A 22,774-nucleotide genomic window follows, 5' to 3' on the forward strand; every position below is an offset into this window, starting at 1 on the left:
TCATTTCAAAGCGCGTGTGAAGAGGACGTCTGAGTCCGTTTGCATAGAGCCGGCATCGGACTGGTTGTAAGCCGTTGATCCAGATTCGATTTCTGCGACGTCAAAGATGTGTATATGCCCTAGCCGCAAGCGGGGGAGGGCGAGGGAGGGGGATCCTTCGCCGTTGACATCGCATTTGCCCCCTCCCTAACCCTCCCCCTCAAGGGGGGAGGGGATTAGATCCTGTTAGTCTTCAGCCCTTCGCACTGACCGCGGCTATGCCTCGCGTTCCACGATCGCCGCGATACCCTGGCCCCCGCCGATACACATCGTCGCCAAGCCATAGCGGCCGTTGATCCGCTGCAATTCGTAGAGCAGCTTGACCATGATGATGGCGCCCGTCGCCCCGACGGGATGCCCGAGGGCGATCGCGCCGCCATTCGGATTGGTTCTGTCGTCGGGGAAACCGAGTTCCTTGGCGACCGCGCAGGCTTGCGCGGCGAAGGCCTCGTTGGATTCGATGACATCCATCTGCGACACGGACAGGCCCGCCTTCGAGAGCGCGGCTTTGACGGCGGGGACAGGCCCAATGCCCATGCGGCTGGGATCGACGCCGGCATGGGCATACCCCACCAGGCGCCCCAAGGGGCGGATGCCGCGTTTGATCGCTTCCGATCTCGTCATCAATGTCAAAGCCGCCGCGCCGTCGTTGATCCCGGAGGCGTTGCCGGCGGTGACGGTCCCCCCTTCCTTGAAGACGGTCCGGAGCTTCGCCAGATTGACCGCCGAAGCGTCGGAGCGAGCATGCTCGTCACGGGAAAATTCGCGTTTATCCCTTCCGACCGTCACCTCGATCGGAAGGACCTGATCACGGAACCGTCCCTCGTCGAGCGCTCTTACGGCCCGTCGATGGCTGTTGAGCGCAAGGGCATCCTGCTGTTCGCGACTGATATGCGCATCCGCCGCCACGTTCTCGGCGGTGACGCCCATATGCCCGTTGCCGAAGGGATCGGTCAGCGCGGAGGTCAGCATGTCGATCATGGCCGCATTGCCGAGGCGCTTGCCGAAGCGCGCATCCGGCACGACATGGGGTGCGCGGCTCATGCTCTCGGCACCGCCGGCAACCGCGATGTCGGCGTCGCCGAGCCTGATCAACTGGGCGGCGCTGACGATTGCCTGAAGGCCGCTTCCGCATAACCGGTTAAGGGTCATGGCCGGCACTTCCTTGGGGATATCGGCGCCCATCGCGGCAACACGTGCGAGATACATGTCTTTGGGCTCGGTATGGATCACCTGGCCGAAGACGACATGGCCGACCTCTTCAGGCTCGATTCCACTGCGTGTCACGGCTTCGCGGATGACACGCGCCCCCAGTTCCGTGGGCGGCACGGCAGCCAGGGACCCGCCAAATGTGCCGATAGCCGTTCTTACGGCGCCAGTAAAGACAACGTCGCGATCGGAATTCATGGGCGCACCTGCTGGGTGGTGATGGGCGTGGCTGATCGGTCTCTGGTTCGGCGACTACTATCGACGAGCCAGCGCGACAAGTTTGTCAGTCTGCTGGAACGCCGTCGTGAGGCTGACCGCGCCGGTCGGATCGGAGATCTTGTCGAACGCGGCCGCGATGTTCTCCGGGGTGCGATCCGCCTCAGAAAAATGAACGCCAACCGTCTCCGTAATCAGGGTTCTCGCGAACGATCCCGCTCCGGCGCAGAGCATCACACGAGACGGCGCATTCTCGGAAACCAGGAACAACAGGCCCGGCGTGATCGACTCGGGCGTCGCCAACCCGGCAACCGCCTCGGGGAACAGGCCTTCCGTCATGCTGGTGGCGGCGGTCGGCAAAAGGATGTTGATACGGATGTCGTGCTTCTCTCCTTCGAGATGAAGAACGTTCATCAGGCCGACCATGGCCGCTTTTGCGGTTCCATAGTTGGATTGTCCAAAGTTCCCATAGAGGCCGGAAGACGACGCCGTCAGGACGATGCGGCCATATTTCCGGTCGCGCATCCCGTCCCACACCGCTTTGGTGCAATTGACGGTCCCCATCACATGCACATCGAGCACGAGACGGAAATCGGCCAAGTCCATTCTGGTGAAGGTCTTGTCGCGCAATATGCCGGCATTGTTGACCAGGACATCCACACGTCCCCAGCGGGCGAGAACCTGGTCGACCATATCTTGCACGGAGCCCAAATTCGCGACGTTGGCTCCCACCGCAATTGCCTCGCCGCCGCGCGCGCGAATCTCTCTGCAGACTTCCGATGCAGCGGGCGGCGCTCCGTCGGCGGCAGGGTCGAAATCGACAATGGCGACCTTCGCGCCGCGCGCGGCCAGGCCGAGCGCGTGACTCCGGCCCAGACCTCGACCGGCTCCCGTTACGATCGCGACCTGGCCGTCAAAGCGAATTTCCATCGATGCTCTCTTCTAGTAGCTGGGTTTCCGCTTCTCTCGAAAGGCCTTGAGACCCTCCGCCAGATCACGGCTCTCGAGATGCGTCTGGAAGGCCTCCAGCTCCAGCCGCAGCCCTTCCTTGATGCGGGCCTCGAACGGAGCCCGAGCCAGGGCTTTCATATGCCTCAGGACCTGCGGGCTCTGCCGACTGTAAAGCTCCGCGATTTCCTTGGCCCTGTCGAGCAACCGGTCGGCGGCGACAACCTCGTTCACCAATCCCCATTCCAGTAGCTTGGCGGCCGGGAACAGCTCCGCGCTGTAGAGCAGATGCAGGGCCCGGTTGGCGGCCATCTTGGTAAACAGACGAACCGTAGAACCGGCGGCCGGAACGATCGCATATTTCGCATGACCATCGCCGATCATCGCCTGGTCGGACGCCAATACGATATCGCAGCACAGGACGAGCTCCAATCCGCCAGCGACCGCGACGCCATTGACCGCCGCGATGACGGGGAAGGGCAGCTGCTCCACCTTGTTGAGGACTCCCTGATTGTATTTCAGGGTGGCCAGGAGCGATTTCGGATCCTCGTCGAGCTTCCGGCCGAACTGGAGAAGGTCTCCACCGGCTGAGAACGCTTTGCCGGCGCCGGTAACGATGGCCGCCCGCATGGAGCTATCCGCCGCCAATTCGTCCAGGACTCTGTCGAGGCCACCGACGGCTTCGTCGGACATGGCGTTCAGCGATGCCGGACGATTGAGCGTGATGAGGGCGACATGGCCGGAGCGGCTCAGGGTGACAGGGTTCGACGTCATGTTTCAGGACCGGGCTGTGACGGTGTAGCGCTGCGGCAGGGGCTCCAGCGCCGCCTTCAGTTTCTGGAGGGAATGGGCGTCGGCTGTCTGGATCTCGACCCGCACGACGGTGTTCAGCTTTTCATCTCTGGCGACGCTAACGTTGGGGATGAGGGAAGCGCCGAAAATCCGCTCGGCTTCCATCCGCACCTTCTCGATGATGGCACGATCTCTGAGGTCGCCTTTGGTGATTTTGCCGACGGCCGTCATCGGCAGGGCGTCGATCAGGAAGACGCGCCGGGGCTTCGCCGGCGGTTCGGCGACATGCGTCTCCAAATAGCGCTGAAGCTGGCCGGCATCGAGCCGGGCGCCCGGCGCCGGCACGGCGAAGAGAACGGGCACCTCGCCCGCATAGGCGTCCGGCATCCCGACCGCGGCGCTGATCTGAACGCCGGGAAACTCGTTGGCCACGTCCTCGATATCGGCGGGATTGATGTTGTGGCCGCTGCGGACGATGAGGTCCTTCTCCCGGCCCGTCAGGACCAGCCTCTGATCCGCGGTCAGATAGCCGACATCGCCGGTGATGAGCCAGCCATCCGGGCTCCAAGCGCCTTGATTATGCTTGGGGTCGACATAGCCGGGAAAGACCTGGGGTCCCTTGACCAGCACCAGGCCGCTCGTCAGGGGTGGGCAGTTCGCGCCGCGATGGCTGGGATCGAGGCTGGCGATCCGGGTCTGGGCGAAGGGCGCGCGGAACCCCACGCTCCCTTGGAGCGGCGTCCCCCGGCCTGGGTTGAAGGCGATCGCCGCCGCCGTCTCGGTCATGCCGTAGGTTTCGTAGAGCCGGATACCCGTCTGCTCGACGAAGCGTTCGCTCACGGCCTTGGGGCAGACCGCCCCGCCCGTCACGCCCATCCGCACGGAGGAGATGTCGGCGCCCGCGGTCGGTGTGTCCGTGAGCGTCGCGATCGAGGTCGGCACGCCGCCGACGATCGTGATGCGGAAGGCCTCGACGATCTTCCAATAGCTGCGGATCGCCTCCCGGTCCCTCAGGCCGTAGGGGGAGGGAATGACGATATGGCCGCCGGCGGCCAGGACCGAAAGACCGCTGGTGATGGTGCCGCCCACATGGAACAGCGGGAACCCGTCGATCACGGCGTCGGTCTCGTCGAAGCCGTGAACCTGGGCGAAGCTCCAGGCCGCGTGGATCTGGTTGCCATGGGTGAGGCGCACGAGCTTGGGCCGTCCCGTCGTGCCGCCGGTATGGAAGAGCGCGCAGACCGTCTCCCGGGAAGCCTGCGCCTCGAATTCCAGCGCGTCATCCCGGTGCCGGCCTGCCGCCTCGGCAAACTCGATCATCGATCGGCCGCCGGCTCCCGCCCGGCCCAGCACCACGACCTGCCGCAGCGAGGGCGTCCGTTCGATGACGGCCTGCGCCTTCTCCCAGATCGCCGCATCGGCGTCGGGAGGCGACAGGACCAGGACGGTCGCGTTCTCCGCGACCAGCAGATCGGCGATGACCTCGGCGTTCAGCAGATAGTTGATCGTGCTGGCGACGCCCGCGATCTGGGCGCCGAGGAAGGTCTCCATCATGCCATCGACGACGGGCCCGAGGAACGCGACGGTGCCGCCATCCTGTCCGCCGGCAAGGGCGCGAAAGAGGTTCGCCGCCCGGAGGACGCGCCGATGGAGATCCCGATGCGAGAGGGTCAGCGAGCGGCCGGCATATCCCCCCGGCGGAATCGTGGTCAGGGCGGGCCGATCGGGATGCAGCGCCGCCGTCGCGCGCAGCAGATCGAGCAGCGTGCGGGCCGGGATCAGCTCGTCGTAAGGCAGGGCTTCCAGCGCCTCGATATCCGCGATCGAGAGGACTTCGCGGGTCGCCCTTGTCGTCTTCGGGGAGGTCGTGTCCGGCGACATCAATGCACCGCCGCATACATGATCGTCTCCTCGTCGGCTTCCGCCACCGTGAACTCTTCGACGATGCGGCCCTGCCTCGACACCAATATCCGATCGGAGAGATGGAGGATTTCCGGCAAATAGGACGAGATGACCATCACCGCCGGGCCCTGATCCGCCAGCTTGTTGATGAGCTGATGAATCTCGGCGATTGCGCCCACGTCGACCCCTCGCGTCGGCTCGTCGAAAATGATCAGCTTGGGCTTCTGGACCAGCGCTTTCGCAACGACCACCTTCTGCTGGTTGCCGCCCGAAAGCTCGATCGCGCGGGCATCGGCGTTGATGACCCGGATGCTGAGCGCCTTGGTCCACTCGTCGGCGAGCGCCTTCATTTCCGAAACGCTGACGATTCGCGATCGACTTTGGCGTGCCGCGACCGCACCCATATAGATGTTCTCTGCGATCGACATGGTTTCGAAGAAACCTTCGAGCTTGCGATCCTCGGTCACATAGAGGATGCCGTCGCGCACGGCCGGCCCCGGCACCCGGTACCGGACGGGGCGTCCCTCGAGCCGCACCTGGCCGCCATGAAAGAAGTCGCGCTTCATGACGCCGGCCACCACTTTCGCGGTTTCCGTGCGGCCCGAGCCGATGAGCCCGAAGACGCCCGTGATCTGGCCGGCGAAGACGGAGAAGGTATTGTTGCGGACCAGGGTGCCCATCGACAGGTTCTGGACGCTCAGGATCTTGCGGCCGGCGGGCCGGATCCGTCTCTGGCCGGTCTTGCCGTAAAGCTCTTCCGAAAGCGTCCTCCCCACCATCGACCTGACGATCCGGCCGCGGTCGAAGCTGGACGTCGCATCCGTGACGACATGCTCGCCGTCCCGCAATATCGTGATGCGGTCGGAGATCTGCAGCGCCTCCTCGACGGCGTGGGATATGAAGATGATCGAGACATCGCGGCCCTGGAGGCGCTTGACCAGGGCAAAGAAGTGGTGCTTCTCCTCGGGCGTCAATGTTCCGGTGGGCTCATCGAAGACGATCACCCGCGCCTTGTGATGGACGGCCCGGGCGATTTCGACCATCTGCTTCTGTCCCGCACCCAGGCTGGAGACCAGCGCCGTCGGATCGACGGGGAAGTTCAGGGACTGCAGGAACTGCTGCGCGGCGATGTAGATCCCGCGAAGACGGTTGAACCAGCGCGCATCCCCCAGATAAAGGTTCTGGGCCACGGTGAGGGAGGGAACCAGGCTCGTCTCCTGATAGACCATCGCGATGCCCTTCTTGAGGGCGTCCGCGGGGCTTGTCAGCTCGACGGGCTTGCCGGCGAACAGGATCTGGCCCGAGGTCGGCGGGACCACGCCCGCCAGCATCTTGGTCAGCGTCGATTTGCCGGCGCCGTTCTCGCCGAGAAGCGCATGCACCTCTCCGCGCTCCAGCGTGAAGGTGACGTTCTTGATCGCGGGAACGCCGCGATACTCCTTCGTCGCATCCCGGAGCTCGAGAATGACCGTCATGGTCTGACCGACCGGTTGCCGGATGAAGCCTCCAGCCTGACAACGACGCCATTCCCTCTCGATGCCACATAGAGGCTGTCGTCGTGCGGGACCGCGCCCACGATGCCATGGGTCGCGCCATCGGCGCGGCTCTGGAAGCTCTCGAGGGGAAGGCAATTCTCGTCCATCCGGACGACCATCCCGAACGAGAGGGTCGGCGCCCAGGGCTTCAATATGCCCAGATGCTTGACGCCGCCGCCCTGCATTGGCTCGTAGAAGGACTGGCCGGCCCGATAGGTCGGTGCCACCCAGTAGCGGGGCTCGACCTCGGCCAGCATATGCCGCTTGTAGGCGGGCTCGCGCAGGATGAACTCGACGAGCTGGCTGCGCGGCGCGAAGACCGACAGCAGGTAACCCTGCCTGCCGTCATGGGCGATCCGGCCGGGATATCCCGGAAGGTCGCCCAACGGCACGTCGCGCAACGTTCCCGTCGATCGATCCAGGCGGATGACGCGGTGCCTCCAGCTTTCGGAGACGATCAGCGTCTCTCGGTCGGCGGCGATGCCGGCGGGGAACGCCAGGCGGTCGGCGATCCGCCGCCGGTTTCCCGAAGCGGACTCCAGATGCCAGAGGGAGCCCGACGCATTGCGCTCCATGAGATCCCGCTGCCATCCTGATGGGCTGTTCGACGCCGAGCCGTGGCAGACATAGAGGTTGTCCTCGGCTCCCGCGATCGCGACCGGGCAGCGCGCTTCGGGCTCAGGGTCGAACCTTGCGCCGTCAAATCGGCCGCCAACGATGGTTACGGCGCCGTTCTCCAGCCCGACGGCAATGCCGCCTCCGATCTCGCCCAGGCAGGAGACGGCCGCCTCGGCTTTGTGGACCAGCGACCAGGAGCCGCCGGTGTCGAGCCGCCGGATTTCGTCGGCGCTGGCGACCAGGAGGCCGCCGGAGCTGGCAATGATCGCGCTTGGATGGTCGATGGCGATGCGCTGGGCGGCTTCATCCAGCTTGCGGTTCGGCCGGAACGCGCCATCGAGGGCAGGGACCGTGATGGCGCTCTCGCCGCGTCCCAGGACGGCATCCAGGATCCGGGTGAAGCCGAGGTTCATCCCCGTCCCCAGTAGGATGCGGGTCCCGTCCAGCTCGGGTCGAACCCCTTGAGCGGCAGCCTGCCGATGCGGTTGTTGAGGATGCCGCCGATATAGAGATGCCCTTTATGCTCCCGCATCGAGGTGATCATCGGATGGTTCTCGCCGCCGAGATCCCACATCACGTCCAGGATCTGCCCCTTCTCGTCGAAGCGGATGATGCAGCCCGTGTTGATGTTCGGGAACAGCCATTCGTCGGGCGCCACCCGGCGCGCCATCCGCCGGCGGAAGCCCGGCATCTTCAGCGCCAGATCGAGGGAGGGCGTGCGTATGCCCACGAGCGCCAGCCAATAGGTGCCGTCCGACGCGCGATTGATGTTGTCGGGATAGCCGGGGAGGTTGGGGATCACGGTCTCGACCATGCCGGCCTTCGGACCGTCGAAATAGTACCGGCTCACCCGGCATCCCCAGCTCTCGGCGAACAGGAAGGAGACGCCGTCATGCGTCATGCAGATCCCGTTCGGGAAGATCAGGTTGCGCAGCACGGTGCGCGTGGTGTTGCTGTCCGGGTCGTAGCAGACGATCCGGCCGTTGCCCCGCGATTCGAGGCAATCCACCGCCCATTCATGCATCTCGTAGCGGATCGTCGCTTCGCTGAAGAAGACGCGCCCGTCCGGCGCGATGTCGAGATCGTCGGCCAGCTTCAGGCGCGAATCGTCGATGACCGAGAACCGCGTCCGGCTGGTCTCGTCCGTCAATTTGGTGACCTGGCGATCCTTGCCGATGCGATAGAGCCCCATGCCGCCGATGCAGCAGAGAAGCGCGCCGTCCTTGGCGAAAGCCAGGCCGAGGGGCCGCCCGCCGACATGGGCGAACACCTCCTGGCGGCGATAGTCGGGCGCGAAAAAACGGACGATGTCGCCGGTGCGGGTGCCCGCATAGATGTGATCCTCCTCGTCGAGGATGACGTCCTCCGGACCGTCGATCTCGCCGAGGCCAATCAGGGACACGTCGCGCAGCTTGTCGTTCAGCGCATAGGGCGAGGAGGAGTTCCGCTCCGTGCCCAGGGTCGCGGGCAGGCTCTGATAGGTCGGCGAGACATAGACCTTGGCCAGCACCTTGTGGCGGTTCTTGAGCCAGCGCACATCGATCGCGACCGCGACCAGCAGGATGAGCCCCTGGACGAGCGAGCTGGCGCCGCTGGGGACCCCCAGCCGCACGAGCCCGTTGATGAGGATCATGATGATGATGGCGCCGAACACGGCCTTGGCCACGGAGCCGCGCCCGCCGCCGAGGCTGTTTCCGCCCAGGACCGCCGCGGTCAGGGCCGTGATCTCCATGCCGAGGCCGGTATCGGAGCCGGCGCCGCCGAGCCTCGCCGCGAACAGGAAGCCGGCGAGCGCCACCAGCGTGCCCGAGGCGACATAGGCGAGACAGATCGTGCGCCGCACCGGTATGCCGACATTGTAGGCGGAGCGGCGCATGCCGCCCACGGCCATGAGCTGCCAGCCAGGTCGGGTCCGGCTGAGCACGATATGGGTGAGGAGCGCGATCACGATGAAGAGCGCGAAGCTGAACGGTATGTCGAGGACCGTTCCGTCGCCGAGATAGTCCCACAGATCGGAATCGACGACCCCCCCGGAGATCCGCACGGCCAGCTGGAGCAGCAGCATGTCCACGACCGCGCGGACGATGATCAGCGTGACGAGCGTCGTCAGGAAGGCGCGCAGACGCAGATAGCCCACCAGGATGCCGTTCACGAGCCCGACCAGGGCGCCGGCGCCCAGGGTCAGAATGAACGCCGCCCCGAGCGGCAGCTCATAGACGTTCAGGAGCGCCAGGGCCGTGATGTTGGCGAGTGCGAAGGTCGAGCCGACGCTCAGATCGATGCCGCCGGCCAGCATGACGATCGTCATCGCGATCACGACGAGCCCGAACTCGCCCAATTGCCGCGTCAGCGTGGTGAGACCGCCCAAGCTGAAGAAGCCCGGCATCAGATAGCTGAAGCCGGCGACCACGACGATCAGGACGAAGAACGGGATGGCGTTGTCGATCCAGCGCTTGGCGAGAATCTCGCCGACGACGTGGTCGGGGATCAGCTTGTAACGCCAGTATGTGGCGGTCTCTGCGAGGGACATCTTCACGCTCGAAGGAAAACAGTGCGGGCCGCAGCGGCCGGCGGGGTCCTGTTCTCGACGGACCGCCGCCGGCAACTATCGGGCGAGGTCGCTATTTTGCGTCGAGCGTCCAGCAGGAGCCGGGCTTCATCGTGTCCTTGGTCAGGATCGTGAGCGGGGTGAACAGCGTCGTATGCGTCTCGCCCGGCTTCGGCTTGTTCTGCAGCAGGCTCTTGATCATGTCGGCCATGTCGCGTGCCTGGCTCGGCACGTGATAGACGACGATCTCGCTGAAGAGGCCCTTCTCCAGATTGTCGCAAGCCGCCTGGTTGCCGCCGCCCTGCGTGATCAGATAGACGTTCTTGCCGGCCTCCTTGATGGCGGAGGCGGTCCCGACATCCATCACGTCCCAGAACCCGACGGCGCCGCAAAGGTCGGGGTTCTGCTGCAGGGCGGTCGCCATGATGGTGCGGGCTTTCGTGGCATCCCAGTCGGCGGCCTGGTTCGACACGACCTTGATCTCGGGATGCTTGGACAGGACGTTGTCGATTCCCTTCATCTGGTAAGCGCTCGCCGCTGCCGTCAGCACGCCTTGCGTGATCGAGACCTTCCCGCTGCCGCCATTGGCCGGCGAGCACTTTTCCACCAGGCGGTTGCCGAGATACTCGCCCATGCCGACATAGTCGGCGCCGATGAAGGCGTCGGTCGAATAGCTCGACCGCATATTGACCTGGACGACATAGATGCCCGCCTGCTCGGCCTTCTTCAGGAGCTTCGCATAGGACTGGACGTCGGGATTATGGACGACGATGACGTCCGGCTTCTCCTCGATCAGCGAGGTGATGGCCTGTGCGCCGGCGTCGGTGCTCCAGTTCGGATCGCGGACCTCGAATTTGATGCCCAGGGGCTCGAGATACTGACGGAGGCCGGCAGCCCAACCCTCGGTCAGGTCGAAGCCCATCGCGACGGGGACGTAGGCGACCGTCTTGCCCTTGAATGCGTCGTAGTAGGAGGCGCGCGCCGGATCGTCGATACCCTCGGCCTGCGCCGTGGTGCCGACGAACCCGATCGCTGCCGCCAGCAGCAATGCCTTCATGCTTCTCATGGTTTTTCTCCCTGGTGGACTGCTTGTTGTTTGTTTGTCGTTGCCTTGTCAGATGTCGCCTTGTTGAGCCGTCTGCTCGTCGCGCGGATTGATGATGGTATCGGCGACGATCGCGGCGAGCAGGATGACGCTCTTGATCACGTTCTGGACGGTGTATTGGATGTTCATGATCGTCATCCCGTTGATCAGGATGCCGATGAGGAGCGTGCCGACGATGACGTTCCGGATTCCGCCGCGGCCGCCCGAGAGGCCGATCCCGCCCAGCACCACGACCAGGATGATGTCGTAGACGAATGTCGAGATGGCGATGCGCGTGTTCATGCTGGCGACCGACGTCACCGTGACGAGCCCCGCGAGAAATCCCACCAGGGCGGAAAGCGCATACTGCATCACGACGATCGGACGCACCGGCAGTCCGGTGATCCGCGCGGTCAGCGGATTGTCGCCGATCGCGCGGATGAAGCGGCCCGACTTGATGTAGCGGAGAAACAGGGCGGCGACCGCGCAGACGAGGGCGAAGACGATCACGGGAATCGGGATGCCTTCGATGTTCCCGGCGCCGATCCAGACAATCGAATGCGCCGCGTCGGGCAGATAGACGACGTCGAGATCGATGAGGAAGAGCCGGCCGAAGCCGTAGATCAGGATGCCCATCGCCAGCGTGGCGAAAATGGCGGGGATCTCGATATAGGCGATGAGGAAGCCGGTGATGACCCCGAAGACCAGGGACATGGCCAGCCCCAGGGCGAGCCCGCCCGCCAGCGGCATGCCGTTCGTGACGAGCTGGAGGGACCAGGCCAGCGACATGGCCATGAGGGAGACGAGAGATAGGTCAATGCCCCTGCCGATTACGACAAGAGCCATCGCGACCCCAAGGATGCCCAGCACCGAGACACTGCGAACGAGCGAGAGAAGGTTGTCCGCCTTGGAGAAGCCGGGAAGAAAGGCGGCAAACGCCACCAGCAACGCAAGCGCGAACAGGAAGACGATGCGCTCCTGCGTCAGGTTGAAGACGCGAAACATGGATGTTCCTCCGCCCGATGGTCTGTCGGGTCACGGGTCTATGGCGTCTGGCGGCCATTTGCCGTGATTGGCGGAGTACCACTGGTTGAAAAGAGGAATCTTGCCCCTGAGCGCAAGACTCTTGCTTGGTTGTGCACTCGAAGTTTTTATTGCCGCTCCAAAGGGAAAGGCCAACAATATGCGGCTGGGGGGACTAAAAACCTAAAAAAGCCCCCCGGAGTCCGTCACTTCGATCCTGCCATGGCCATCGGCATCGCTCGGGGAGATGGGCCCTCGACAGACCAGGGAGGGCTACGGTGGATCTGATCTTCTCGACAGAGAGCTTGGCGCAGGCCAAGCGCTACGCGGCTTGGCGCGACGCGATCTGCGACGTGTATGTCCATGTCGATGTCCACGCCGAAGACCAATCCGACTATGACGGCTTCATCCGCGCTGCGCAGTTCGGCGCCGTCACGGTGACCGACATCCTGCTGTCGCATCAGCAGATATCGAGGCGGCGCTCGCATCTGGCGAAGCTCGACAAGGATTGCTACTACGTTCAATTCATCCAGACCGGCAACATCAATGTTCTCCAGTCGGGCGCGACGCTCTCGACAAATGCCGGAACCGGCGCGCTGTTCTGCGCATCCGAGCCCTACGATCTTCAGTGTCAGGGCAAGATTCGATCCTACTATCTCGAAATACCGCGAGAAGATTTCGCCTCACGCTTTGCCAAGGATAGAGTCCCGCTCTCGGCGACCTTGAGCACCGGCCAGGGCCTGGGCCGGATCGCGGTCGAATTCTGCTCGATGCTGGCGTCCCAGGGGGCCTCGCTCGACGCCTCCATCCGCGCGCGCCTGGGTGACGAGTTGATGGACGTCCTGGCGCTGGCCTTCGATTCGGTCCGGGGCGAAGAGCCGCTGTCGGATCAGGCCGTGCAGAAGGCGCGGCTTCGTTCCGTCAAGGCATGGATCGAGGATCATCTCTGCGAGCCCGACTTGTCGCTCGAGGCGATCGCCAAGGGCAACGCGATCTCTCTGCGCTATCTCCACTCGCTCTTCACGCTCGAGGGAATATCCGTTTCCCACTGGGTCTGGAACCGGCGGCTGGAGCGCAGCTATGACATGCTGCTCAACAGCAACCATGACGCGCACACGCTGACGGAGATTGCCTACAGCGTCGGCTTCAACAGCTCATCCCACTTCAGCACCGCGTTCCGCCGGAAGTTCGGCGTGAGGCCATCGGATGTGAAGCGTTCGAATTCGGTCTGATTCTTGGCGAGACGCTGTGGCGGTGCCAGAGGGAAAGACGTAGCGGCTGCACCCTCTAATCCCCTCCTCCGTTTTCGGGGGAGGGGACAAAAAAAGCCAGATCGCCTCACCCCTGCGCGCGGGCTGGTGCCGCCACCGATCGCTTCGACGGCTGGAACAGCACCAGTCCCAGGCCCGACAGGACGCAAACCAGCGCGACCACGACGTCGACGCCGATCGCCTCGCCGGTGAGCAGGCTGCTGCTGGCGACGCCGACGATGGGAATGGCGAGAACGCTGATCGATGCGAGCTGGGCGGGGAAGGTGGCGACCACCTTGAAGTAGGCCCATTGGCAGAACAGCATCGCGACCAGGACGGTGTAGGCCAGCCCCAGCCAGCCGCGCCAATCGACATTGGCGAAATCATAGCCGCCCTCGAAGACCGGCATGCCGATCGCGATCGGAATGCCGCCCAGAAGGACCTGCCAGCCGGTGACGACCACCGTCGGCATCGACCAGCGCCAATATTTGACTCCGACCGTTCCCGCGGCCCAGGAGATCGCGGCGCCGATCATGAGCGGGACGCCGTAGGGCGACGCCACGACGCTCTCCCATTCGGGAACGATCAAGGCCGCGATGCCGGCGAGGCCCAGCCCCAGCCCCATCAGGTTACGCCGCGTCGGACGCTCGCTCAGGACCGGCCAGGCGATGAGCCCGGCCCAGAGCGGCATGGTGAAGGCGATGATCGAGGCGCGCCCTGGCGGCATCAATTGCAGCCCCGCGGCCGAGAGCAGATGCCAGGCGGTGATGTTGAAGAAGCTGCAGATCAGGAGCGGCCGGAGCTCGCGCCGGGGAACCCGTAGCGAGGCGCCGCTGGCGGCCGCGATCGCGAGCAGACCCGCGCCGCCCAGCACCAGGCAGAGGGTGCGGAAGGTCCAGATCGGAATCTCATCGAGCGCGAAATGCATCGCCGGCCAGTTGGCCCCCCAGCACAGCGTCAGGGGCACCAGGATCAGCATGCCGTTGCGCTTGGTGAGCGGTGCGCTCACGTCGAGCTTTCCGGCGGAGCCTTGTCTCCCACTTTCGCGGTCCCGCCATGGCTATGGCCGGAGGCCGCGCCTTGCGCCTGGGCCGGCGGCTGCGTCATGCGGCGCTGTTTCAGCTCTTCCAGCATGCGATGGCGCTCGGCCGGTGGCGTGATCATCCACTCGCGGATCTCGTCGATATTGCGATAGCAGCCGATACACCAGCCGGTGCGATCGTCGATGCGGCAGATGCCGATGCAGGGGCTCGCCGGGCCCTCGGCCAGCGACTTGAGCCGTTCCGCCCGGCGGCGCTCGCGGTCGAGAATGCGGCGGGCCCTCAGATCATCCATGGCGCTGACGCCTTCCGCTCACGCTTCGGTGCGGACTTCGGCGCCGCTGCGGCCGACCAGCCGCTCATAGACCACCGGATCGGTATCGCCTTCGCTGCCGATGATGAGAACGCAGGAGAGCGGCCCCAGCGACAAGGTCTGCGCCGTCTTCGGATCGCTGGCGGCCGCGAACAAACCCGCGAGCCCACCGACACCGGACTCGCCGCCGACGATCGGCGGATCGCCGCCGATCCCTTCGGCAAGCGCACGCATCGCCGAGATCGCCGCCTCGTCCGGCACGGTGACGAAGGCATTGGCGCCGAGATTGAGGATATCCCAGGCCAGCAGCGAGACCTCGCCCGCGGCCAGACCCGCCATCAGCGTGTCGAGATCGCCCTCGACCTTGGTCGGCTTGCCGTTGGCAGCACTCTGGAACAGGCAGTCGGCGGCGTCGGGCTCGACCACCACCACCTGCGGCCGCTCGCCGTTGAGCTTCTGCCACAGAAGCGCGGTCGTGGCGGCGGCAAGGCCGCCGACGCCGCCCTGGATGAAGAGATGCGTGGGCCGGGCTTCGGCCGGAAGCTCGTCGAGCGTCTCGATGCCGATCAGGCCATAGCCTTCCATCACCGTCCGCGGCAACTCCATATAGCCGTCATAGGAGGTGTCGGAGACGACGACCCAGCCATTGGCCTTGGCATCGGCGGCGGCCTGATGCACCGAGTCATCGTAATTGCCTTCGACGCGCCGGACCTCGGCGCCATAGCCCGCGATGGCTTCGCAGCGGCCTTCGCTCACCTCGGCATGGACATAGACGATGCAGCGGCAGCCGAACAGCTGGGCGCCCCAGGCGACCGAGCGGCCATGATTGCCGTCGGTGGCGGTCGCGACCGTGATCGCCCCGACGATGTCCTTGTGCGTGCCCGCCATCAGTTCGGCAGAACTCGGCTCCTTGCCGGTCGCGGCCTTCACAGCCGCGGCCAGGACGCGATAGACCGCATAGGCGCCGCCGAGCGCCTTGAAGCTGCCGAGCCCGAAGCGCGAACCTTCATCCTTGTACCAGATGCCGCGCAAGCCCAGTGCCGCGGCCAGGCCCGGCAGGGGCAGCAGGTTGGTTTGCCGGTAGCCGGGCCATCCGCGGATCTCCTGTGCCGCCGCGCGGAAGCCTGCCGGATCGAGGATCGGCAGCAGCGAGGCGGGGTAGGAGGCGTCGGTGGGAAGGGCTCGCGGGTTCAATCCCACGCGATGGGCGAAAGGGTCCGGTTTCCAGTGACTCATGGTCGCGTCTAATATCACAGTCACGGGGTCGGGAAAACCATCCGCGCCACGCTCGAAAGGCAAAAGACCCATGCAGGCAAAGGATATTGTGCGACGGGTCCGGCTCGTCACCGGCCTGACGCTCTTTGCCTATCTCACGACCCATTACCTCAATCACGCGGCCGGACTGATCTCGCTCGACGCGATGGAGGCGGGCCGCAGCCTGTTCCTGCTGCTCTGGCGCAACTGGCCGATGACCCTGCTGCTCTACGCGGCGATCTTCATCCATCAAGGCCTGGCCTATTGGGCGATCTATCAACGCCGCTCGCTGCGCATGGCGCCCTGGGAGGCGGCGCAGCTGCTGCTGGGCCTCGCCGTGCCGCCCTTGATCGTCACCCATGTGATCGGCACGCGGCTGGCCGAGGCGCTCTACGGCACCAACGACAATTACGCCTATCAGCTGCTCGTGACCTGGCTCTGGCAGCCGAGCGACGGGGTGAAGCAGGCGCTGGTCACGGGCATCGCCTGGGCCCATGGCTGCATCGGTCTCTATTTCTGGCTGCGGCTGAAGCCCTGGTTCCCGAAGGTCGCCGCCTATCTCTTCGCGGTCGGGCTCCTGCTGCCGGTGCTGGCTCTGCTGGGATTCGTGGAAGGCGGCCGCGAGGTGGCGCGGCTGGCCGAGGATCCGGACTGGATGGCGGCGGCGAAGACCATCATCCATTTCCCCACGCCCGAAGAGGCCGCGCATCTCTACGGCATTCGCGACGGCCTGCTCTGGCTCTTCGCCGGCCTCCTCATGGCCACGCTGGTCGCACGCTGGCTCCGGGCCTGGTTCATTCGCCATCGCGCGATCCAGGTGACCTACCCCGACGGGCGCAAGGTCGAGATCCAGCCGGGCACGAGTGTGCTCGAGGCCAGCCGGATCGGCGGCATTCCCCATGCCAGCGTCTGCGGCGGGCGCGGTCGCTGCTCGACCTGCCGGGTGCGGATCCTCGCCAGCGACGGCGCGCTGCCCGAGCCCGGGCCGGAGGAGCGCCGCGTGCTCGACCGCGTGGCGGCGGAACCCGGTGTCCGGCTCGCCTGCCAGCTTCGTCCGCGTGTAAATGTCTCGGTCCTGCCGATGCTGCCGCCCTCCGCCAGCCCACGCGATTCCCATGCGCGTCCCGGCTATCTGCAGGGTCACGAGGAGGAGATCGCGATCCTGTTCGCGGACTTGCGCGCCTTCACCCGCTTCGCCGAGCGCAAGCTGCCCTATGATGTGGTGTTCCTGCTCAACCGCTATTTCCGCGCCATGGGCACGGCGGTCGAGCAGGCGGGCGGCCATCTCGACAAATTCATCGGCGACGGCGTGATGGCGCTGTTCGGCGTCGGCAGCAATCCCGAGGAGGGATGCCGCCTCTCGCTCGAGGCGGCACGGCGCATGGCCGTCAATCTGGACGAGGTCAATCGCGTGCTCGAGCATGACCTGCCCGAGCCGCTGCGCATCGGGATCGGCATCCATGTCGGCCCGGCGATCGTGGGCGAGATGGGCTATGGCCGTGCCACCTCGATGACGGCCATCGGCGATTCGGTCAACACGGCAAGCCGGCTCGAGGGCTTGACCAAGGAGTTCACCTGCCAGCTCGTGATCTCGGCCTCGGTCGCGGAGCTCGCCGGCCTCGAGCTGCCCGACGCCGCGCCGCATGAGATCGCGGTGCGCGGCCGCACCCAGCCGCTGCGCGTGCTCGCGGTCGCCGACGCGCGGACCCTGCCGCCCTTCACCGGCCTGACGGAAAAGGTCCTGCGCCAGCGCGTTCGGGCCGGCGCGGCACCGGCGAGTTGAGGGATAACGAAGGGAAGAAACTCACCCCCCTTCCCGTAAAGGGGAAGGGATAAAGGACGAGAGCGAAGAGCGCTGCAGCTAACCTTGCGATGCCGACAATTTGTAGGCGTCGATTCTTGCCTTGAGCTGGTTGTACTCGTCGCAGCTCACGCAGGCGTCCTGCAGCACGGTGAGCCGTTCTTCGGCGCCCGAGAGATTCTTCAAATCGAGCAGCAGCTCGCCGGCATATTCGTTGGCGATCAGATGCTGGGGTTTCATGCCGATGACCTTTTTGTAGTAGCTCATCGCCTTCCCCGGCTGGTTCTGCTTCTGATAGCAGTAGCCCAGCTGGGTGAGGGCATCCGCATCGATCGGGTCCATCGCGATCAGCTTGTTGAGGATCAGCATCGCGCCGTTATAATCGCCGGACTGCATGCGCGCGAGCGCTTCGTCATATTGCTCGTTTCGCGGGGTCACGGTCTCGTTGAGGCTCGAGCCGAGCGAGCCGGTGTTCGGCTTCGCATAGGGATTCGACAGATTGAGACCGGGTGCGTTCGGGTCTTGCGCCTGGGCCGAGGGGGGCAGCAAAAGGCCGACGCCCAGCAGCAGGCCGGCGCAGGCGGCGAAGCGAACAGAGGCAAGCATCAGGTCACGCTCGATTCAAAGTGGCCAATGGCTCAACTCTGCTGCTTCGTCCTGTGGTCTGCAATCTTTTCCTTAAGTTCCGAATATTCCTCGCAATTTCCACAGGCTTTCTGCAGGACCGCGAGCCGTTCCTCGGCCTTGGGCAGATCCTTCATGGTGAGGTGGAGCTCGCCCAGATATTCGTTGGCGCCGACATGCCCGGGCTCGATGGCGAGGGCCTGGAGATAGTAGTTCAGGGCCCTCTGCTCACGGCCCAGCTCGCGGTGGCTGTAGCCCAGTTCGTTGAGCGCGTCGGTGTCGGCGGGGTTCTTCGCCACCAGCTTCTCCAGGATCGGAATGGCGTCGCGATAACGCTCCCGATCGATGAGGCCCTTGGCTGTGGCGTAGTCGTCCTGGACGATACTGGGCGTGGGCGAGGTCGCGGCTGAATGGTCGGTGTTCCCGCCGGCGGCCCCAGCCGTCATCGAGGCCAGGGCCGTGGCGGAAACGAGAACCGGGACCGCCAGGAAGGCCATGCGAGCAGATCCGCGCATCGGTTCACCGCTCTTTCGGCTTCGAGGGCGCGCTCCCCGGAGGGCGGCCCCCGCCCGGCCATGAGAGCCGGGATCAGCTCTGCTGCTTCGCCTTGTAGTCGGCGATCTTCTCCTTGAGCTCGGTATATTCCTCGCAGCTGGTGCAGGCCTTCTGCAGCACGGCGAGGCGTTCCTCGGCGTGGGGCAGGTCCTTCATCTCGAGATAGAGCTCGCCCAGATATTCGTTGGCGCCGAGATGATTGGGCATGGTCGCGAGCGCTTTCTCGTAATAGCCCAGTGCCTTGTTCTGGTGGCCGAGCTTGCGATGGCTGAAGCCCAGCAAATTGAGGGCGTCGGCGTCGGCCGGATTCTCGGCGACCAGCTGATTGAGAAGCGGAATTGCCTCGTTATATTGCTGGGCATCCACCAGTTTCTTGGCGGCTGCATATTGCTGCGCCGGGCTGGTGACGGTGGCGGTGCTGCTGCTGTAGGTGCTGGTGGTGCTCGATGTGCCGCTCGAACTGCCCGCGGCCCAAGCTGTGAGGGATGGCGTGGCGATGGCGAGGCCGAGAATCAGACCTGCGGCTGTCGTGGTGCGAAGGAGATTGGACATGGGATCATACTCCTGGATCGGTGGCGATCTGTTCAGCTCTGCTGCTTCGCTTTGTAGTCGGCGATCTTCTCCTTGAGCTCGGTATATTGCTCGCAGTTGTTGCAGACCTTCTCCAGAACGGCGAGCCGCTCTTCGGCGTGAGGCAGGTCCTTCATCTCGAGATAGAGCTCGCCCAGATATTCGTTGGCGCCGAGATGATTGGGCTCGGTCGAGAGCGCCTTGAGATAGTAGGTCAGGGCCTTCTGCTCATGGCCCAGCTTGCGATGGCTGAAACCCAGCTCGTTGAGGGCGTCGGCATCGGCCGGATTCTTGGCCACCAGCTGATCGAGGATCGGAATCGCATCCCGATATTTCCCCTCATCGACCAGTTTCTTCGCCGTCGCATAGTCTGCGGTGACGGCGGGGGAACTGCTCGAGCTGTCGCTGGAGCTGCCCATCGCCCAGCTGGACGGCGCGGGCAGGGCCATGGCGAGGCCGACGGCGAGCCCGAGGGCGGGGCCAGCGATCAGCGCGATACGAGTGAATTTGAGCATGGATGTATCTCCCTTGTCGTGACGCGATCCAGTCGAGGTGGGGTGGGTTCGCGGCCATTATAATGGGGAAGCGAGGCGCGCGCGCGACGGAGCCCCTGTCTCACGGGCATGTGATGGCCGGTGATCGGGGGTGGAAAGCCCGATTTCTGTGACAGCCGTAATCGGGTTCGCGCAGGCTATCCTCGATAGGATGTCAATCTTGTGCCTCGGCCAGCGTCGCCAGCAGCGTGTCGGCCGAGTTCGCATCCAGCACGATCCGCGCCGTCCGGTGGTCGAAACCGGCTCTTGCCAGCGCCGCCAGCTCCTTGTTTGCCAGCGCCTTCAACTCCTCCCGGCTGCGCCGCTTCGGCGTCCGGAAGGGACCGAAGCGCCGCCGCTTGGCGAAGGCGACCGCGGCGCCCAGCTCGGACTGTGCCCGGCTCCCGGGCAACGCCTCCAGGGCGTTGCGGATCAGGGGCGAGGCCACGCCGTCGGCGGACAGCTTGGCCTCGATCCAACGGCGCGAGCGGCCCTGCCGCGTCAGGCTCTCGGCCCGGGTCGAGGCATAGCGCCCGTCTTCGAGAAGGCCCTGGGCGGTCAGTCTGGCGATCACCTCGGCGATGGTCTTGCGCGCGACTTCGAGGGCGTCGCGATCGGCGGTGCGCCGCCGCACGCGGCGCTCCAGCACCCGGCGCAGCCGGGTGCTCGAGGCCGCATAGCGCGCGAGATAATCGAGCGCCGCCTCCTGCAGGGCCGCGGCCGTCATTGGCTCCGCCGTCGCGGCGGGCGCCTCGGATTCGGTGGAATCGCCGGGGGAGGACAAGGGCGTCTCGCGGGGGGCCGGAAGGGTAAAGCCCGCGCAGCATCGCATGGGACGGTGCCGGTGGCAGCAGGGCTTCTGGTGCCGGAATTACCCCTTTCAACACAGGGCTTTAGACAGGGCTTGCAGGTCGCCACCCATGCAGGAATGCCGGGGCGGTTCTGCGGCGTCGAGGCTTGCTCCAACGCGGGCCGGGGCCTACCTTCTCGCGCCCTCCATTGATCCTTGTCCATGACCCCTCCCGCGACGTCATCCGCCTCTTCATCCGCCCGCCCCGCCCCCGACGTCCGCCGCTTCGGCCCGGTCAATTGGGTCGGGCTCTGGACGCTCTATCTCAAGGAGGTGCGCCGCTTCGCGAAGGTGGCGACCCAGACCATCCTGGCGCCGCTGGTCACGACCCTGCTGTTCTTCGCGATCTTCACCCTGGCGCTGGGCCGTGCGGTGCAGAATGTCGGCGGTGTTTCCTTCGCGGAATTTCTCGGGCCCGGCCTGATCATGATGGCGATGGTGCAGAACGCCTTCGCCAACACCTCCTCCTCGCTGGTGATCGCCAAGATCCAGGGCAACATCGTCGATCTGGTGATGCCGCCCTTGAGCCCGGCCGAGCTGACCTTCGCGCTGGCCGCGGGCGGGCTGACGCGCGGGATCGCGGTCGGCATCACGGTCGGGATCGTGATCGCGCTGCTGGTGCCGGTGCATATCCACGACCTCTTCTTCGTGCTGTTCCATGCCGTGGCGGCCTGCCTGATGCTGTCGCTGCTGGGCATCCTCGGCGGGCTCTGGTCGGAGAAGTTCGACCATATCGCGGCCGTGACCAACTTCGTGATCACGCCGCTCTCCTTCCTCTCGGGCGCCTTCTATTCGGCCGAGCGGCTGCCGGGCGTCTGGCACACGGTCGCGCATTTCAATCCGTTCTTCTACATGATCGACGGATTCCGCTACGGCTTCATCGGTCATGCCGACGGGTCGCTGACCGCGGGCCTGATCGTGCTGACGCTCGCCAATGTCGGGCTCTATGCCCTGATCCACCGGCTGTTCTCGATCGGCTACAAGCTGCGGCCATGACCAAGCCGGCGGGCGTTCGGATCGCGGCGCCCCGGGCCCGGCATTTCGGCCGGGTCAATTGGCTCGGGCTCTGGTCGCTGCATCAGCGCGAGTTCGGCCGCTTCGCCAAGGGCTATATCGACAATCTGCTGGGGCCGGTCGTCACCAGCCTGCTGTTCTTCGCGGTGTTCCGGCTGGCGCTGAGCGGGCAGAGCTGGAACGTCCCCGGCATCTCGCTCGCCGATTTCGTGGCGCCGGCGCTGATCATGATGGCCGTGGCCGAGCGCGCGCTTTCCTCGACCTCGGCCTCGATCCTCTATGACAAGCATACCGGCGCGCTCTCCGACGTGCTGATGCCGCCCTTGTCGGCGCTGGAACGGGTGCTGGGCTATGCCTTCTCCGCCACCAGCTCCGGGCTCGTGATCGGCTTCGTGGTGGCGCTCTGCCTGGCGCCCTTCGCCCACTACGCCTTCACCGATCTGCCGGCGATCCTGCTCTTCGCTGTCGGCGGCGGGCTGCTGTTCGGCTTTCTGGGCGTGCTGGTGGGCATGTGGTCGACGCGCTGGGACCACTACACCGCGGCCCACACCTTCGTCTTCATCCCGACCTCCTTCTTCTCGGGCATGTTCCTGCCCGTGGCGGTGCTGCCGGAGATCGGGCAGAGGCTGGTGTCGCTCAATCCGTTCTATTACGCGCTCGACGGCGTGCGCGGCGGCCTGACCGGCTGGCGCGAGAGCGATCCGATGCTGGGTGCTGTGGTGCTGATCGGCTGCAATCTGGTGGTCGGCGCCATCGTCTGGCGCCTCATGGCGCGCGGCTATCGCGTCAAGCCGTAGCGCCCGGGCTCAGGGCTTCAACGCCCGGCCGCCCTTCTTCGCCTTCCTCACCATCCTGCGGATCGCCTTGGCGAGCTTGGGATCGCAGGGCGGCAGCTTCAGGTCGACGCCGTCGCTCAGGCCCTTGACGATGATCTCGAGCCCGCGGATCCGCGCCCACCATTTATGATCGCTGGCCACCAGGTTCCAGGGCGCGTGGCGGCTCGAGGTCTTCTCGAACATGGCGTCGGTGGCGATGGCATATTCGTCCCATCGGGAC

General features: G+C 65.3%; 21 protein-coding genes and 1 pseudogene. 4 read left to right on the forward strand and 18 right to left on the reverse strand.

Annotated elements, in window-relative coordinates; all coding sequences use genetic code 11:
- Positions 1 to 255 precede the first annotated feature (255 nt).
- From bktB to ACREE8_RS21485, 9 genes are all read right to left on the reverse strand, one after another.
- Complete coding sequence (gene bktB / locus ACREE8_RS21445) at positions 256 to 1,446, reverse strand: beta-ketothiolase BktB (protein WP_431575055.1); 1,191 nt, start codon at positions 1,444 to 1,446, stop codon at positions 256 to 258.
- Positions 1,447 to 1,503: 57 nt separating this feature from the next.
- Positions 1,504 to 2,394 carry an SDR family NAD(P)-dependent oxidoreductase gene (locus tag ACREE8_RS21450; RefSeq protein WP_431575056.1) on the reverse strand — a complete coding sequence of 297 codons (891 nt, stop codon included), beginning with the start codon at positions 2,392 to 2,394 and terminating at the stop codon, positions 1,504 to 1,506.
- A gap of 12 nt (positions 2,395 to 2,406) precedes the next feature.
- Positions 2,407 to 3,186: an enoyl-CoA hydratase/isomerase family protein gene (locus ACREE8_RS21455; protein WP_431575057.1), complete on the reverse strand. Its 780-nt coding sequence runs from the start codon at positions 3,184 to 3,186 to the stop codon at positions 2,407 to 2,409.
- A gap of 3 nt (positions 3,187 to 3,189) precedes the next feature.
- On the reverse strand, positions 3,190 to 5,085 hold the full coding sequence (locus ACREE8_RS21460) for an AMP-binding protein (protein ID WP_431575058.1): 1,896 nt from the start codon (positions 5,083 to 5,085) through the stop codon (positions 3,190 to 3,192).
- Positions 5,085 to 6,581 carry a sugar ABC transporter ATP-binding protein gene (locus ACREE8_RS21465; RefSeq protein ID WP_431575059.1) on the reverse strand — a complete coding sequence of 499 codons (1,497 nt, stop codon included), beginning with the start codon at positions 6,579 to 6,581 and terminating at the stop codon, positions 5,085 to 5,087. Before ACREE8_RS21465 ends, ACREE8_RS21460 begins: the two co-directional genes overlap by 1 nt.
- Entirely contained in the window at positions 6,578 to 7,672 is a 1,095-nt protein-coding gene (locus ACREE8_RS21470; protein ID WP_431575060.1) for a hypothetical protein, read from the reverse strand. The genes ACREE8_RS21465 and ACREE8_RS21470 overlap by 4 nt, the downstream gene beginning before the upstream one ends.
- On the reverse strand, positions 7,669 to 9,789 hold the full coding sequence (locus ACREE8_RS21475) for an ABC transporter permease (protein ID WP_431575061.1): 2,121 nt from the start codon (positions 9,787 to 9,789) through the stop codon (positions 7,669 to 7,671). The genes ACREE8_RS21470 and ACREE8_RS21475 overlap by 4 nt, the downstream gene beginning before the upstream one ends.
- A 91-nt stretch (positions 9,790 to 9,880) precedes the next feature.
- On the reverse strand, positions 9,881 to 10,873 hold the full coding sequence (locus tag ACREE8_RS21480) for a sugar ABC transporter substrate-binding protein (RefSeq protein WP_431575062.1): 993 nt from the start codon (positions 10,871 to 10,873) through the stop codon (positions 9,881 to 9,883).
- Positions 10,874 to 10,921: 48 nt separating this feature from the next.
- The gene (locus ACREE8_RS21485; protein WP_431575063.1) at positions 10,922 to 11,896 is read right to left on the reverse strand and encodes an ABC transporter permease; all 975 of its coding nucleotides are present in this window, start codon (positions 11,894 to 11,896) and stop codon (positions 10,922 to 10,924) included.
- 296 nt (positions 11,897 to 12,192) lie between these two features.
- On the opposite strand from ACREE8_RS21485, the gene ACREE8_RS21490 reads away from it, so the two are divergent.
- Positions 12,193 to 13,146 carry a helix-turn-helix domain-containing protein gene (locus ACREE8_RS21490; protein ID WP_431575064.1) on the forward strand — a complete coding sequence of 318 codons (954 nt, stop codon included), beginning with the start codon at positions 12,193 to 12,195 and terminating at the stop codon, positions 13,144 to 13,146.
- 106 nt (positions 13,147 to 13,252) lie between these two features.
- Here the strand turns inward: ACREE8_RS21490 and ACREE8_RS21495 are convergent, their stop codons facing one another.
- Genes ACREE8_RS21495 through ACREE8_RS21505 form a run of 3 tightly spaced genes read right to left on the reverse strand, consistent with a single transcriptional unit; the run spans position 13,253 to position 15,753 of the window.
- Positions 13,253 to 14,173 carry a DMT family transporter gene (locus ACREE8_RS21495; RefSeq protein WP_431575065.1) on the reverse strand — a complete coding sequence of 307 codons (921 nt, stop codon included), beginning with the start codon at positions 14,171 to 14,173 and terminating at the stop codon, positions 13,253 to 13,255.
- The gene (locus ACREE8_RS21500; protein WP_431575066.1) at positions 14,170 to 14,499 is read right to left on the reverse strand and encodes a DUF1289 domain-containing protein; all 330 of its coding nucleotides are present in this window, start codon (positions 14,497 to 14,499) and stop codon (positions 14,170 to 14,172) included. The genes ACREE8_RS21495 and ACREE8_RS21500 overlap by 4 nt, the downstream gene beginning before the upstream one ends.
- A gap of 18 nt (positions 14,500 to 14,517) precedes the next feature.
- A complete protein-coding gene (locus tag ACREE8_RS21505) occupies positions 14,518 to 15,753 on the reverse strand; it encodes a diaminopropionate ammonia-lyase (protein WP_431575067.1) in 1,236 nt (411 codons plus the stop codon).
- Between the two features lie 70 nt (positions 15,754 to 15,823).
- Between ACREE8_RS21505 and ACREE8_RS21510 the strand changes: the two genes are divergently transcribed.
- Positions 15,824 to 17,554: an adenylate/guanylate cyclase domain-containing protein gene (locus tag ACREE8_RS21510; RefSeq protein ID WP_431575068.1), complete on the forward strand. Its 1,731-nt coding sequence runs from the start codon at positions 15,824 to 15,826 to the stop codon at positions 17,552 to 17,554.
- A 78-nt stretch (positions 17,555 to 17,632) separates the two neighbouring features.
- On the opposite strand, the gene ACREE8_RS21515 is transcribed toward ACREE8_RS21510, so the two are convergent.
- The 5 genes from ACREE8_RS21515 to ACREE8_RS21535 form a co-directional block, all read right to left on the reverse strand.
- Complete coding sequence (locus ACREE8_RS21515) at positions 17,633 to 18,178, reverse strand: tetratricopeptide repeat protein (protein WP_431575069.1); 546 nt, start codon at positions 18,176 to 18,178, stop codon at positions 17,633 to 17,635.
- 32 nt (positions 18,179 to 18,210) lie between these two features.
- A complete protein-coding gene (locus ACREE8_RS21520; RefSeq protein ID WP_431575070.1) occupies positions 18,211 to 18,711 on the reverse strand; it encodes a tetratricopeptide repeat protein in 501 nt (166 codons plus the stop codon).
- A 73-nt stretch (positions 18,712 to 18,784) separates the two neighbouring features.
- Positions 18,785 to 19,303: a tetratricopeptide repeat protein gene (locus ACREE8_RS21525; RefSeq protein ID WP_431575071.1), complete on the reverse strand. Its 519-nt coding sequence runs from the start codon at positions 19,301 to 19,303 to the stop codon at positions 18,785 to 18,787.
- Positions 19,304 to 19,335: 32 nt separating this feature from the next.
- The gene (locus ACREE8_RS21530; RefSeq protein WP_431575072.1) at positions 19,336 to 19,836 is read right to left on the reverse strand and encodes a tetratricopeptide repeat protein; all 501 of its coding nucleotides are present in this window, start codon (positions 19,834 to 19,836) and stop codon (positions 19,336 to 19,338) included.
- Between the two features lie 193 nt (positions 19,837 to 20,029).
- The gene (locus ACREE8_RS21535) at positions 20,030 to 20,581 is read right to left on the reverse strand and encodes a regulatory protein RecX (RefSeq protein ID WP_431575073.1); all 552 of its coding nucleotides are present in this window, start codon (positions 20,579 to 20,581) and stop codon (positions 20,030 to 20,032) included.
- 285 nt (positions 20,582 to 20,866) lie between these two features.
- On the opposite strand from ACREE8_RS21535, the gene ACREE8_RS21540 reads away from it, so the two are divergent.
- Complete coding sequence (locus tag ACREE8_RS21540; RefSeq protein WP_431575074.1) at positions 20,867 to 21,700, forward strand: ABC transporter permease; 834 nt, start codon at positions 20,867 to 20,869, stop codon at positions 21,698 to 21,700.
- Positions 21,697 to 22,515 (forward strand): ABC transporter permease, encoded by an 819-nt coding sequence (locus tag ACREE8_RS21545; RefSeq protein ID WP_431575075.1) that lies wholly within the window; start codon positions 21,697 to 21,699, stop codon positions 22,513 to 22,515. The genes ACREE8_RS21540 and ACREE8_RS21545 overlap by 4 nt, the downstream gene beginning before the upstream one ends.
- Positions 22,516 to 22,524: 9 nt before the next feature.
- Here ACREE8_RS21545 and ACREE8_RS21550 read toward each other — a convergent pair.
- Positions 22,525 to 22,774: pseudogene (locus ACREE8_RS21550) on the reverse strand (hypothetical protein); the annotation flags it as partial.

It is taken from the genome of Hypericibacter sp. (genome assembly GCF_050729195.1).
Taxonomy (GTDB): domain Bacteria; phylum Pseudomonadota; class Alphaproteobacteria; order Dongiales; family Dongiaceae; genus Hypericibacter.

Excerpts from the sequence above, each read along its gene's own strand:
- bktB (WP_431575055.1), bottom strand. The coding sequence starts at position 1,446 with ATGAATTCCGATCGCGACGTTGTCTTTACTGGCGCCGTAAGAACGGCT.
- ACREE8_RS21450 (WP_431575056.1), bottom strand. The coding sequence starts at position 2,394 with ATGGAAATTCGCTTTGACGGCCAGGTCGCGATCGTAACGGGAGCCGGT.
- ACREE8_RS21455 (WP_431575057.1), bottom strand. The coding sequence starts at position 3,186 with ATGACGTCGAACCCTGTCACCCTGAGCCGCTCCGGCCATGTCGCCCTC.
- ACREE8_RS21460 (WP_431575058.1), bottom strand. The coding sequence starts at position 5,085 with ATGTCGCCGGACACGACCTCCCCGAAGACGACAAGGGCGACCCGCGAA.
- ACREE8_RS21465 (WP_431575059.1), bottom strand. The coding sequence starts at position 6,581 with ATGACGGTCATTCTCGAGCTCCGGGATGCGACGAAGGAGTATCGCGGC.
- ACREE8_RS21470 (WP_431575060.1), bottom strand. The coding sequence starts at position 7,672 with ATGAACCTCGGCTTCACCCGGATCCTGGATGCCGTCCTGGGACGCGGC.
- ACREE8_RS21475 (WP_431575061.1), bottom strand. The coding sequence starts at position 9,789 with ATGTCCCTCGCAGAGACCGCCACATACTGGCGTTACAAGCTGATCCCC.
- ACREE8_RS21480 (WP_431575062.1), bottom strand. The coding sequence starts at position 10,873 with ATGAGAAGCATGAAGGCATTGCTGCTGGCGGCAGCGATCGGGTTCGTC.
- ACREE8_RS21485 (WP_431575063.1), bottom strand. The coding sequence starts at position 11,896 with ATGTTTCGCGTCTTCAACCTGACGCAGGAGCGCATCGTCTTCCTGTTC.
- ACREE8_RS21500 (WP_431575066.1), bottom strand. The coding sequence starts at position 14,499 with ATGGATGATCTGAGGGCCCGCCGCATTCTCGACCGCGAGCGCCGCCGG.
- ACREE8_RS21505 (WP_431575067.1), bottom strand. The coding sequence starts at position 15,753 with ATGAGTCACTGGAAACCGGACCCTTTCGCCCATCGCGTGGGATTGAAC.
- ACREE8_RS21510 (WP_431575068.1), top strand. The coding sequence starts at position 15,824 with ATGCAGGCAAAGGATATTGTGCGACGGGTCCGGCTCGTCACCGGCCTG.
- ACREE8_RS21515 (WP_431575069.1), bottom strand. The coding sequence starts at position 18,178 with ATGCTTGCCTCTGTTCGCTTCGCCGCCTGCGCCGGCCTGCTGCTGGGC.
- ACREE8_RS21520 (WP_431575070.1), bottom strand. The coding sequence starts at position 18,711 with ATGCGCGGATCTGCTCGCATGGCCTTCCTGGCGGTCCCGGTTCTCGTT.
- ACREE8_RS21525 (WP_431575071.1), bottom strand. The coding sequence starts at position 19,303 with ATGTCCAATCTCCTTCGCACCACGACAGCCGCAGGTCTGATTCTCGGC.
- ACREE8_RS21530 (WP_431575072.1), bottom strand. The coding sequence starts at position 19,836 with ATGCTCAAATTCACTCGTATCGCGCTGATCGCTGGCCCCGCCCTCGGG.
- ACREE8_RS21535 (WP_431575073.1), bottom strand. The coding sequence starts at position 20,581 with ATGACGGCCGCGGCCCTGCAGGAGGCGGCGCTCGATTATCTCGCGCGC.
- ACREE8_RS21540 (WP_431575074.1), top strand. The coding sequence starts at position 20,867 with ATGACCCCTCCCGCGACGTCATCCGCCTCTTCATCCGCCCGCCCCGCC.
- ACREE8_RS21545 (WP_431575075.1), top strand. The coding sequence starts at position 21,697 with ATGACCAAGCCGGCGGGCGTTCGGATCGCGGCGCCCCGGGCCCGGCAT.